The organism is Luteimonas sp. MC1782, from assembly GCF_014164605.1.
Taxonomy (GTDB): domain Bacteria; phylum Pseudomonadota; class Gammaproteobacteria; order Xanthomonadales; family Xanthomonadaceae; genus Luteimonas.
On record NZ_JACJFT010000001.1, the window covers coordinates 1,283,451 to 1,296,822 of the forward strand.

Below are 13,372 nucleotides of genomic sequence, written 5' to 3' on the forward strand. Positions count from 1 at the left end.
CTGCTCAGCGCGCCTCGTCGACCGGCAGCTCGCCGCGCGCGCGCAGCCCGACGCGCGAGTGCCGGCGGCCATAGGTGAAGTAGACCGCCGTGCCGACCAGCAGCCACACCGCGAAGCGCACCCAGGTGAGCGTGGTCAGGTTGAGCATCAGGTAGAAGCACAGCACCGCCGAGACAATCGGCAGCACCGGCGAGAACGGCACCCGGAACGCGCGCGGCAGGTCCGGGCGCGTGCGCCGCAGCACCACCACGGCGATGCTCACCAGCACGAACGCCGACAGCGTGCCGATGTTGATCATCTCTTCCAGAATCTCGACCTGGGTGAAGCCGGCCAGCAGCGCCACCGCCACGCCGCAGATCAACTGCAGCCGCACCGGCGTGCGGTGCGTCTCGGATGTCACGCTCAGCCAGCGCGGCAGCAGGCCGTCGCGGCTCATCGCCAGCAGCACGCGTGACAGGCCCATCAGCAGCACCATGATCACCGTGGTCAGGCCGATCAGGATGCCGACCGAAATCACCTGCGCCGCCCAGCCCGCGCCGACCGCGACGAAAGCGGTCGCCAGCGACGGATTCTCGGCCTCGGCCAGCACCGTGTACGGCACCATCCCGGTCAGGGCCAGCGCCACCAGCAGGTACAGCACGGTGACCAGCGCCAGGCCGCCAAAGATGCCCAGCGGCAGCGTGCGCTGCGGGTCCTTCACCTCTTCGGCGGACGTGGCGACCACGTCGAAGCCGATGAAGGCGAAGAACACCAGCGCCGCCCCCGACAGCACGCCGGGAATGCCGTACTTCGCCGGCACGGCGCCGGTGGCCCACGAGAACAGCGACTGCGACCAGACATCCGCCGCGCCGCCGCCGGTGGGCGCCGACGGCGGCACGAACGGCGTGAAGTTCTCCACCTTGAGGTAGCTCAGGCCCACCACGATCACGAACAGCACGATGCCGATCTTGATGAGCGTAAACACGTTGTTGACGCGCGCGGACATCTTGGTGCCCTGGATCAGCAGCGCGGTGAACAGCCCCACGATCACCAGCGGCCCCCAGTCCATCGACAGCCCGAACACGCTGACCGTGGTGGGTATGTGCACCTCGAACAGCTCGAACACCATGCTGAGGTAGATGCCCCAGTACTTGGCGATCACCGCGCCCGCGGTGAGCAGTTCGAGGATGAGGTCCCAGCCGATGATCCACGCCAGGAACTCGCCGAGCGTGGCGTAGGTATAGGTGTAGGCGCTGCCGGCCACCGGGATGCTGGAGGCGAACTCGGCGTAGCACATGATCGCCAGGCCGCAGGTCACCGCCGCCAGCACGAACGACAGCATCACCGCCGGGCCGGCGAAATCACCCGCCGCGCGCGCGCCGACCGAGAAGATGCCGGCGCCCACCGCCACCGCCGCGCCGAGGATCATCAGGTCCCAGGCGGTGAGCGAGCGCCTGAGCTGGCGCCCGGGCTCGGCGGCGTCGGCGATCGACTGCTCGATGGACTTGGTGCGGAGCAGGCTCCGGATCAGGCTGGCCTTGGCGGCGGCTTCGCGGGACATGCGACGACTCGTGTGGACGACCGGCCACACTACGCCGCCAACTCGAACCCGGGCAATGCCCAAGGTCACGCCGGCGCGGGTGTCAGGTGATGCGGAACATCGGTTGGACGATGCCTGCGTCACGCAACGGGCGCGCGCGGTAATGGCTGCGGCCATAGCCGTGGTGCGGCGCGCGACGGCGCGCCAGGGCACCGTGGATTGGCGTGGAAGCCGGCGGCGGCATGCCCGTCTGGATGCGCGCGATGCGGCGGGCGGCAAGCGCGCCCTGGGCACTCAGGGTGCGGGTGCGACGATGGCTCGCGGGAATCAGGGACAGGATGGTCTGCTTCAGGTAATTTTTGATTGTTTCCTCCATTAGTTCTTTATTTACAACGGCTTACGGCGCGTATCATAGCACGCCTGCACATTTATGAATAGGGCAATGTGAACCAGTGAGGCTGTCCCACGGGCGCTTGACCCCGGTCAGACGGCACCCCGTCTGCAGCGCCTACCATGGACGTGGATCCATCCACCCCGGAGAAACGCATGAAAACCCTGTTCGCAGCGACCACCCTGGCCCTTGCCCTTGGCCTTGCCGCGGTGCCCGCCACCGCTGCGGCGCAGGAGCCGCACGCCGGGCACGCCGCTCACGCCACGCATGGCAGCCAGGCCACGCATGCCCCGGTCCCCGCCGCCCATGTGCGCTGGACGCCGGACGCTCCCCTGGTGGAAGGCATGGCCCGCGTGCGGGAAGCGATGACCGGCCTGGCCCACCACGAAATGGGCCACCTGGGCGAAAGCAACGTGCTCGTGCTGGCCACCGACATCGATCAGGCGATCGAATACATGTTCGCCAACTGCAAGCTGGACGCGGAGCCCGACATCGCCCTGCACGGACTCCTGGCGCGGCTGATGGCGGGCACGCAGGCATTGCGCGCCGACCCGGCCAATGCCGCGCCGGTGGCCGACATGCGCGCGGCGGTCGCCGATTACGGCCTGCTGTTCGACGATCCCGAAGCCGGCGGCGAGGACGACGCACACGAGGACGCCGGCGACTGAGCGCAACGCCGGCGCGGGGCTTGGGTTTTGCGCGACCAAGCCCATCTCCCGGGGCTGTCTCCACCTGCAGCACGGACCGCCATGACCGATACCACCGAAACCCGCCCGTTCGAAGCCGAAGTCGCCCAGGTCCTGCACCTGGTCACCCACTCGCTGTACTCGCACAAGGACGTGTTCCTGCGCGAGCTGGTCTCCAACGCCTCCGATGCCTGCGACAAGCTGCGTTTCGAGGCGATCGCCAACCCCGACCTTGCCGCCGGCGACGGCGAGCTGCGCATCGAGGTGAGCGTGGACCGCGAGGCGCGCACGATCACCATCGCCGACAACGGCATCGGCATGGGCCGCGACGAAGTGGTGGCCAACATCGGCACCATCGCCAGCTCCGGCACGCGCCGCTTCCTGGCGGCGATGGCCGCCGAGCAGAAGGCCGACGCGCGCCTGATCGGCCAGTTCGGCGTGGGCTTCTACTCGGCGTTCGTGGTGGCCGACCGCGTCAGCGTGCTCACCCGCCGCGCCGGCGCCGATGCCGGCCAGGGCGTGAAATGGGAAAGCACCGGCGAGGGCGAGTACACGCTGGATACCGTCGAGCTGCCGGCGCGCGGCACGCGCGTGGTCCTGCACCTGAAGGACGGCGAGGACGAGTTCCTCGACAGCTGGCGCATCCGCTCCCTGATCCAGCGCTACTCCGACCACGTCGCCTTCCCGATCCGCATGCCGGCCGACAAGGCCGCTGACGAAGCGGACCCGGCGGAGACTGCGTGGGAGACCGTCAACTCGGCCTCCGCGCTGTGGACCAAGCCCAAGGCCGAGATCAGCGACGAGGACTACCAGGGCTTCTACAAGTCGCTCGGCCACGACTTCAACGACGCGCTGGCCTGGAGCCACAACCGCGTCGAAGGCAACCAGAGCTTCACCACCCTGCTTTACCTCCCCGCGCAGCCGCCGTTCGACCTGATGATGGGCGGTCGCGACGAGCGCAAGGGGCTGAAGCTGTACATCAAGCGCGTGTTCGTGATGGACGCCGCCGAGGAGCTGCTTCCCAACTACCTGCGCTTCGTGCGCGGCGTGGTGGATGCCGACGACCTGCCGCTCAACGTCAGCCGCGAGCTGCTGCAGCACAACCGCCAGTTCGAACGCATCCGCGCCAGCTGCGTGAAGCGCGTGCTCGACCTGATCGAAGGCCTGGCGCGCACCGACACGGCCAAGTTCGAGACTTTCATCAAGGCCTTCGGCAACACGCTGAAGGAAGGCGTCGCCGAAGACCACGAGAACCGCGAACGCATCGCGAAGCTCCTGCGCTTCGCGTCCACGCGCGGCGAGGGCGCGGCGCGCACGGTGGCGCTGGACGACTACGTCGGACGCATGGCCGCCGGCCAGGACACCATCTGGTACGTCACCGCCGACAGCCACGCCGCCGCCGCGGGCAGCCCGCAGCTCGAGGCATTCAAGGCGCGCGACATCGAAGTGCTGCTGATGTCCGACCGCATCGACGAGTGGATGCTCGGTTACCTGCGCGAATACGCCGGAAAGTCGCTGCAGAGCGTCGCCAAGGGCGAGCTGCCGCTGGACGAGGACGCGAAGAAGCGGCAGGAAGAAGCAGGCAAGGCCGCCGGACCGCTGGTCACGCGCATCAGGGCGCTGCTGGGCGAGCGCGTGGCCGACGTGCGCGTCTCGGCGCGCCTGACCGATTCGCCCTCCTGCCTGGTGCTGTCCGACCACGAGGTGGCCCCGCACTTCGCGCGCCTGTTGCGCGAAGCCGGCCAGGAGGTCCCCGAGAGCAAGCCCACGCTCGAGGTGAATCCCGCGCATGCCCTGCTCGCCCGCCTGGACGCGGAGGCCGACGACGGCAAGGCCGCCGACCTCGCCAACCTGCTGCTGGAGCAGGCCGAGATCACCGCCGGCGCGCAGCTGGATGACCCGGCGGCGTTCGTGCAGCGGATGAACCGGGTGCTGCTCGGCGCGACCGCCTGACCAATGCAGGGCCCGGTGCCTTACTGCGGCACCGGGCCTGCCGGTGGCGCCACGGGCAGCTGGGCGGGGCGCAGCCAGAGCACATCGACCTGGTGCGTCGAGCGGTCGTCCACCAGCGGGAAATGCAGGCCGGCCTGCGCCACCCCATCCAGCCACAGTGCGGGCACCGTGGCGTCCGGACCGGCATCGACCTGCCGCACGGCGACCAGGTAGCGGCTCTCGCCATAGCGGTACTGGATGCGGTAGCCGGGCCAATCCGGCGGAATGCACGGCGCCAGCGCCATGCTGTCGCCACTGCGCCGCAGGCCAAGCAATGATTCGACCAGCAGCCGGTACATCCAGCCCGCGGAGCCGGTGTACCAGGTCCAGCCACCGCGGCCGGTATGTGGCGCGACGCCGTAGACGTCGGCGGCCAGCACGTAAGGTTCCACCTTGTAGAGCGCGGTCGCTTCGGCATCCAGGGCGTGGTGGATGGGATTGATCATGCGCGCCAGCTCCCAGGCGCGCGCGCCGTCGCCCAGCTCGGCGAACGCCATCGCCGCCCAGACCGCGGCGTGCGTGTACTGGCCTCCGTTCTCGCGCACCCCGGGCACGTAGCCGCGGATGTAGCCGGGATCCTTGCCGGTCTTGTCGAACGGCGGATCCAGCAACTGCACCAGCCCGGCGTCGCGGCGCACCAGGTGCCGGTCGAGCGCGTCCATGGCCTGGCGCGTGCGCGCCGGATCGGCCGCGCCCGAGAGCACCGACCAGCTCTGCGACACCGCATCGATCCTGCACTCGTCGCCCTGCGCCGAGCCCAGCGGCGTGCCGTCGTCGAACCAGGCGCGGCGATACCACTCGCCGTCCCAGGCGTGCAGCTCCAGGTTGTCGCGCAGCCGCTGCGCCGCCGCCACGCAGTCGTCGGCGAACGCGTCGTCGCCACGCGTGCGCGCCACGGCGACAAACTGCGTGAGCGCATCGAACAGGAAGAAGCCGAGCCACACGCTTTCGCCGCGGCCACCGTCGCCGACGCGGTTCATGCCGTCGTTCCAGTCACCGCTGCCCATCAGCGGCAGGCCACGCGCGCCGAGCAGGTCCATGCCGCGCCTGAGTGCGAGGACGCAGTGCGCGTAGAACGTCTGCTGCTGGCCCGAGATCGCCGGCAGGTCGTAATACGACTCCTCGTCGGCATTGACCGTACGGCCTTCGACGAACCGCACGCGTTCGTCGAGAACGCCCAGGTCACCGGTGACCTGCAGGTAGCGGCAGGCGGCCAGTGGCAACCAGAGAAAGTCGTCCGAACAGCGCGTGCGCACGCCGCGCCCCTGCGGCGGGTGCCACCAGTGCATCACGTCGCCCTGCGGGAACTGGTGGGCGGCGCTCAGCAGCAGGTGTTCGCGGGTCAACGCGGGCGCCGCATGCACGCTGGCCATGGTGTCCTGCAGCTGGTCGCGGAAGCCGAATGCGCCGCCGGACTGGTAGTAGCCGCTGCGCGCGGTATAGCGGCAGGCCAGCACCTGGTAGGGCAGCCAGCCATTGACCAGGGTGTCCACGGACGCGTCCGGCGTCTCGACGCTGATCGCGCCCAGCGTGTGCCGCCAGTGCACGCGCAACGCGTCCAGGGCGTCGTGCGCGGGGCCGCTGCCGCGGATGCGCCTGGCCAGCTGTGTCGCCTCACGCTGGTCAACGCCTGCGCCGAGCCGGAAGACGGTCTCGAACGACTCGCCGGCCGCCAGTGCGACCGGCACCTGGATGGCGGCGCAGGGATCCATTCCCACCCCGAGCCTGCCGGACAGCGCCATGCGCCGCATCGCCGCGGGATCGCGCAGGCTGCCATTGCGGCCGATGAATTCGCCGCGATCGGCGGTGAACGTGCGCGCCGCGCCGTCGACATCGAAGAAGGCCACGGTGCCGCCGGACTCGGAGTTGTAGGGGTTGCGCGCGGTCAGCGCGCCACCGTCGCCATCAAGCTCGCTGACCACGTGCATCCGCGACCTGGAGCGGATGTCGCCCAGCACCCATTCCACGTAGCCGGTGGCGGACAGTCGCCGCGCGCGCCCCGACAGGTTGCGCAATTTGAGGACCGAGTACTTCACCGCGTCGTCGAGCGCCACGTAGATCCACAGCTCGCTGGCGATGCCGTCCTCGACGTGTTCGTAGACGCTGTAGCCGAGGCCGTGCCGGGTGCGGTAGGCGCCTGTGCCGCGACATGGCAACGGCATCGGCGACCACACGCTGCCGCTGTCCTCGTCGCGCAGGTAGAACGCTTCGCCGCCGGTGTCCGAAACCGGATCGTTGTGCCACGGCGTGAGCCGGAATTCGTGCGCGTTCTCGAACCAGGTGTAGCCCGCCGCGCTTTCGCTCGCCACCGTGCCCAGCTGCGCGTTCGCCATGACGTTGGCCCACGGCGCCGGCGTGGTCTCGCCCGCGCGCAGCACCACGACGTACTCGCGGCCGTCCGCGGAGAACGCGCCGGTGCCGTTGTCGAACAGGAAGGTGTCGGCCACCGGCTCGAAGGGCCATGGGTCCTCGCCTTGCGCCAGCAGGGCCGGTGGGGGCAGCCCGATCCACGGCGCTGCATCGGCCTGCGGCAACGCCGGGCGCGCGGCCGGCGTGGTCGCCGCGCCCGTGGGCAGCAATGGCGCCATGACGCGTTCCGCCGGCTCGTGGCGCGTCACCTGCGCGGCCAGCGTGCCGTGGCGGTCGCTGACGAACACGCGCGCGACCGCCTGCATCAGGATGCGGTCTTCGTGCGACATCTGCTGCGACTGGCGCACGAAGATGCCGCCCGGCCGGTCCAGCACGTTGCCCTCGGGTCCGGCCGACACCAGGCCAAGGATCTCTTCCTGCAGGTGCTGGCGGTAGCCGCCCTGCTCCTCGTTCCAGATCACCAGGTCGACGTTGAGCCCTTTGAGGCGCCAGTACGCGTGCGCCTGGACCATCTGTCGCACCAGCGCGATGTTGGCGGCATCGGCGATCGCCAGCAGCACGATCGGCAGGTCGCCGGAGATGGAATGCCCCCACAGCCCCGCCTGCCCGCGGCGGTTCTGCAGCAGCACGGCGGGATCCGCGCGCAGGAACGGGTGCGCGTACACCATCAGGCCCGCCAGCCGCTCATACAGCTGCGCGTCCGCCTGCGAGGCATCGATCTGGCGCCTGACCACCTGGCTGTGGGTCCACGCCAGGTCGAACACACGGTCGGCGAGGCGGCGGTCGCGGTACTTGTCGATCAGCGCCGCGCAGGCCGCGCGGTCGCCGCCGACGCCGCTGACCATGTCGATGATCGCGGTCTGCTCGGGCGCGAGCACGATGCGGGTGCGGATCGCGACGATCGGGTCCAGCACCGAACCGGCGGTGTCGGACAAGGCTCCCGACGCCGCGTCGCGCGCGGTCATCGCCTGTGGACTGCGCGGGGAGTTGCCGCGGCCGAGGAAACGCGCGCGATCGGTCTCGTACGAGATCGCGCCGACACTGGCGTCGTGCACCGCGACCAGGTGGAACATCCACGGCGGCACTTCGTCGTGCGAGCGCGGGCGCCGCGTGCACAGCAGCGCCTGCTTGTCGCGCACGATCTCGCTCTGCACGAACAGGTTGCTGAAGGCCGGATGCAGCTCGTCGGACAGCGACGACGCCAGCACCACCTCGGCATACGTCGTGATCTCGATCGTGCGCTCCCGCCGCGAGCGGTTGCTGATGTGCAGCCTGCGCAGCTCGATGTCATCCTCGGCCGAGATCGCGATCTCGAGGTGGGTTTCGTAGCGGTGCTTGCGCCCGCGGAACTCCGCCTTGGCGTCGGAGAAGATCGCCTCGTAGCGCTCCACGGGCACGCAGGTCGGCTGGTGGGTCGCCGACCAGAACTCGCCGCTTTCGACGTCGCGCAGGTAACAGAAGCTGCCCCAGTGGTCGCGCGTGCCGTCCTCGCGCCAGCGGGTGATGGCCATGTCGCGCAGGCGGCTGTAGCCGCCGCCGGCGCTGGTCAGCAGGCCGTGGTAGCGGCCGTTGGACAGCAGTTGCACCGCGGGCCGGCCGGCATCGGGATCGCGGAACACGCGCAGCCGCGTCTCGGCGGCGGCCGGCGCGAGCCGCTGCCCCTGCTCGGCTTCGTGCGGGTGGAACACGCCGGTGCGCGGCACGCGTTCCTGCAAAAGCAGCAGCGTGGCCTGGAATCCGGCGTCGGCGACGAACCGCTTCTGCATTGGCTGGTCGCGCAGCAGGTAGGCCAGCGACAGCAGGCTCATGCCCTGGTGGTGCGCCATGAACGAGCGCACGACCGCATGGTCCTGCCCGCGCTGCACGCGCGATGGCGTGTAGTCGATGGCCTCGTACAGGCCGAAGCGCCCGGCGAACCCGGCCTCGGACAGCCGCTGCAGGTTCTGGCACGCGGCTTCCGGCGCCACCATCAACGCCATCGCGCTGGCATAGGGCGCGACCACCAGGTCCTGGCCCAGGCCGCGCTTGAGGGCGAGGCCCGGCACCCCGAACGCGCGGTACTGGTAGTTCATCCGCGCGTCGACCGTGTTGTAGCCGGACTCGGAGATGCCCCACGGCACGCCATGCTCGCGGCCGTGCAGGATCTGCGCGTGCACCGCGCGCCGCGCGGCCTGGTCGAGCAGCGTGTCGGGATAGCTGGGCATGACCAGCTGCGGCATGAGGTACTCGAACATCGAGCCGCTCCACGACAGCAGCGTGACATCGCCGTCGACCTCGGTCAGCAGGCGACCCAGCGCGAACCAGGTCTCCTGCGGCAGCTGCCCCTGGGCGATCGCGACGAAGCTGCCAAGCCGCGCCTCGGAGGCGAGCAGGTCGTAGTGGCCGGGGTCGACGCGGCGCTCGTCGGCGTTGTAGCCGATCGTCAGCAGGTGGCGGTCCTCGTCGTAGAGGAATCCGTATTCCATCAACGAGAACTGGCCGGCGATGTGCGCAAGCCGCTCCAGCAGCGCGAGGCGGTCGCGCGCGCGCTCCTGCACCAGCGCGTCGTGGGCGGGCGATCCGCACACGTGGTGCTGCAGCTCCTGCAGGCTGGGGATGCCCTGGTCAGCCGCATCACCCCGCGAGCCGTCGTCGACGAACTCCGGTCCGTCCAGCCACGGCGCGAAGTACAGCAGTTCATCGTGCGCCGACCGGCAGGCGTCGAGCAGGGCGGTCGGCCAGTGCCAGGGCGTCTCCTCCACTGCCACGGGCGGCGCGGGCCATGCCGACGCCAACGCCTGCGCCTGCCGCGCAAGCCTGCCCAGCGCGCGCACGGTGTCCGCGAGCGACGCCGGCGGCTGCGCGCGAACGGCCTCCAGGTGCGCGCGGAACGCGAGCAGTGCCTCGGCCGCGCTGCCATCGACATGCGCCGCGCGCAGGGCGTCGTCCGCCGCGCCCAGGGTGTCGGCGAGTCCTTCGAAGGTCGACGGGGCCAGCACCGGCTCGGCACCGAGCGCGAGCAGCCCCTGGCGCAGCGTCAGCAGGTGGCCGGCGAGGTTGCCGCTGTCGACCGTCGAGATGTAGCGCGGCGGCAGCGGCTCGAGCGTGGCCGTGTCGTACCAGTTGTAGAAATGGCCGCGATGGCGCGGCAGCGCTTCCAGCGTGTCCAGCACGTTGCGGGTGCGCTCGAGCAGCGCGCCGGCCTGCAGGTAGCCGAAGTCGTACGCGGCCAGGTTGGCCAGCAGCGACAGGCCGATATTGGTCGGCGAGGTGCGGCGCGCGACCACCAGCGCGGGGTGCTCCTGGATGTTGTCCGGCGGCAGCCAGTGGTCCTCGGCGCGCACATGCACCTCGAAGAACGCCCAGGTGCGGCGCGCCAACCGCCCCAGGAATGCCAGTTGCGCCTGCGACAGGTCGGTGCGCCGCTGCGGGGGGGCGCGGCCAAGCCAGGCCATCAGCAGCGGTGACGTCGCCCACGCCAGCAGCAAGGGCATCGCCGTCCACAACGCGGCCGGATTGACCCGCCACAGCATGACCGCGACGGATGCGGAGAACGCCGGCGCGAACCACATCCCGCGCAACTCCGCGCCGAGGCCGCTGCCAAGCTGGCGCTCGACTTCGCTGGAGGGATTCCACTGCAGCAGGTGGCGACGGCTGACGGCGACGCGCCACAGGCTGCGCAGGATCGCGTCGAGGCTGAAACCCGCCTCGTAGGGCAGGCAGGCCAGGGTGGTGGCCGCACGCTGCAGCTGGCGCGCGGTGGATTTCGCCGACTGCACCAGGTGCGCCTCGGGCGTCATGTCGGCCGGCCGGGCCACCAGGTCCCAGAGCGCCGGCACCAGCACCGGCAGGGCCCACAGGCCGAGCAGCGCCAACGTCCATGCCAGCGGCTGCGGCAGCAGCGTCCAGCCCAGCACCAGCAGCGCGAGCGCGGCCACGGGCACCAGGCTGCGGCGCAGGTTGTCGACCAGCTTGCCGCGCGACAGCCAGGAGAGCGGGTTGCGCGCATGGCCGCCACCTGCCCGCGGCACCCACGGCAGCACCCAGGGCAACAGCTGCCAGTCGCCACGGATCCAGCGGTGGCGACGCTTCACGTCGGCCGCGTAGCGCGACGGATACTCCTCGAACAGGCGCACGTCACTCACCAGTCCGGCGCGCGCGTAGCACCCCTCGAGCAGGTCGTGGCTGAGGATGCGGTTCTCCGGGAAACGCCCTTGCAACGCGCACTCGAAGGCATCGACGTCGTAGATGCCCTTGCCGATGAACGAGCCTTCGCCGAACAGGTCCTGGTAGACATCGGACACGGTGCGCGAATACGGATCGATGCCGTCCTCGCTGCCGTACATGCGCGCGTAACGCGTGCTGCGGCCCTCGCCCATGCTGTTGCCGACGCTCGGCTGCAGGATGCCATAGCCACGCGCGACGCGACGCCCCCGGGGGTCGTGGCACGCGCGGTTCAGCGGATGCGAAAGCGTTCCCACCAGCTCCCGCGCGGCATCGCGCGGCAGCCGCGTGTCGGTGTCCAGGGTGATCACATAGCGCACGCCCTGCAGCACGGCGGTGTCGCCCACCACCGCCAGGAACGCGTCACGCGCGCCGCCGCGCAGCAGCGCGTTCAACGCCGCGAGCTTGCCGCGCTTGCGTTCGAGCCCCATCCACGTGCGCTCGCGCGCGTTCCACAGGCGCGGGCGGTGGAACAGGAAGAACAGGTCGTCGCGCCCGGGCGCGTAGCGGGCATTGAGGCCTTCCACCTGGCGCCTGGCATGCGCCAGCAGGGCGTCGTCGCCCGGCAGGACCGCCGCATCGGCGTCGAGGAAGTCGGTCAACAAGGCGAAGTGCAGGTGCGGATCGCGATTGGCCAGGAAGCGAACCTCCAGCCCCTCGACCAGCGCATCCACCGCCTCGGCGCTGCCAATCATGCTTGGCACCACCACCAGGCTGCGCGCCGCGGCCGGGATGCCCTTGGAGTAGTCGAGGCGAGGCAGCGGGTTGGGCGCGACCAGCCGGGTTGACGCCCAGTTCACCAGTGCGATGCCGAGCTCGCTGAAGGCGATCACGCCGAGCGCCGCGAGCAGCCACGCCAGCGGGTCGCGCAACAGGGTGGCCTGCGCCTGCGCCTGTGCCAGCAGGTACCACGTGGATACCGCGGTGACCACGGCGATCGGCAGCAGGTACGCGGGCAGCGGTATGCGCCGCGACCGCATACGCACCGGCTTGCGCGCGCCGGTCGACGCGGCGACCGCGGCACGGGTACGCGCCAGGCCGTCGTCGACCAGGTAGTAGCCGACATGCGACGCGACGTCGGAGGCGATGGCCTGCGACCGTGCGAGGTCGAGTACCAGCCCGGCGACAGCGGGCTCGCTGGCGCCGCTGAGGCGCGCGATCTTCTCCACCACGTGGCGGTAGATGTCGCGCGTGCCGAAATCCATCAGCGCGTAGATGCCGGCGGGATCCTCGCGCAGCGTGTTGTCGACCACGCTCATGGCCTCGACGAACTCGCGCCAGTCCATGTTGGCGAGGAAGCGCAGGCTGCCGATGCTGTTGCTGATCGAAACCTGGTCGGCGGCCTGCTGCTGGCTCTCGGCGTGCACCAGCGTCTCGACGCTGTGCCCGCCATCCGCCACCCACTGCTCGATCCAGCCCAGCGGCATGGCCAGCACGGTGCTGCGCCCGTGCAGGCCGCGCGTGAGCGCGGCGACGAACGCGCCCGACAGCGGCGGCTCCGAGCGCGCCATGTCGGCGACCACCAGCACGACGTTCTTCGGGTCCTTGTCGGCGGCGTCGTTGAGCAGGCGCGCCCACTCGCCGGCCAGGCGGTGGTCCACGCCATTGCGGATCACCTGCGTGGCCATGCGCCGGAGGTTCTCGATCAGCGCCAGCCGCAGCATGATCGGGATGGCCCACAGTTCGCCCAGCTTCAATGGCGTGATCGACTGGTAGGCGGCGATGAAGCGGGTCATCGACTCGGCATCGATGCGGCCGTCGCCATGCGCGATCGCCTCCATGGCCAGGGCATAGACGCGCGGCAGGCCGGCGGACGGCCCCTCCGACAGCGCGGGCAGCTCGCGGCTGTAGCCCTTGGGCAGGTGCCTGCGCGCGGTGCGGATCTGCTCTTCGACCAGGTAGTAGTTGTCGAGCAGCCACTCGCCCGCCGGGGTCACGCGCACCTCGTCCTGGACCATGCCCGTGAGCAGCGTGCTGGCGCCATCGAGGACGCCCTCGTTGTCCTTCAGCCGGTCGACCAGCAGGTCGGAACCACCCTCCTCGTGCACGCGATGCGCCTGCGCCAGGGCGCGGCCGTGCGCTTCCATCTGCTCGGCGTTGAACAGCTGCGAGCGCAGCGGCGGCTCGGCCAGCCACGGCCTGGCGGTGGCCGCGCGGCCCCAACGGCCAATCCGCCGGCGAAGCCGCAACCATCGGCCGAGAACCCGCCAG

5 protein-coding genes are annotated in these 13,372 nt (G+C 70.4%); 2 read left to right on the plus strand and 3 right to left on the minus strand.

Going from position 1 to position 13,372, the window contains the following annotated elements:
* Positions 1 to 4: 4 nt before the first annotated feature.
* Entirely contained in the window at positions 5 to 1,540 is a 1,536-nt protein-coding gene (locus H5368_RS06035) for an amino acid permease (RefSeq protein ID WP_182822362.1), read from the minus strand.
* Positions 1,541 to 1,622: 82 nt separating this feature from the next.
* The gene (locus tag H5368_RS06040) at positions 1,623 to 1,895 is read right to left on the minus strand and encodes a hypothetical protein (protein WP_182822364.1); all 273 of its coding nucleotides are present in this window, start codon (positions 1,893 to 1,895) and stop codon (positions 1,623 to 1,625) included.
* A gap of 170 nt (positions 1,896 to 2,065) precedes the next feature.
* On the opposite strand from H5368_RS06040, the gene H5368_RS06045 reads away from it, so the two are divergent.
* Positions 2,066 to 2,578, plus strand: coding sequence for a DnrO protein (locus tag H5368_RS06045; protein ID WP_182822366.1), 513 nt, complete (start codon positions 2,066 to 2,068; stop codon positions 2,576 to 2,578).
* Between the two features lie 81 nt (positions 2,579 to 2,659).
* A complete protein-coding gene (gene htpG, locus H5368_RS06050) occupies positions 2,660 to 4,549 on the plus strand; it encodes a molecular chaperone HtpG (protein ID WP_182822368.1) in 1,890 nt (629 codons plus the stop codon).
* Between the two features lie 20 nt (positions 4,550 to 4,569).
* On the opposite strand, the gene H5368_RS06055 is transcribed toward htpG, so the two are convergent.
* Entirely contained in the window at positions 4,570 to 13,248 is an 8,679-nt protein-coding gene (locus tag H5368_RS06055; RefSeq protein ID WP_182823814.1) for a glucoamylase family protein, read from the minus strand.
* Positions 13,249 to 13,372: the final 124 nt, after the last annotated feature.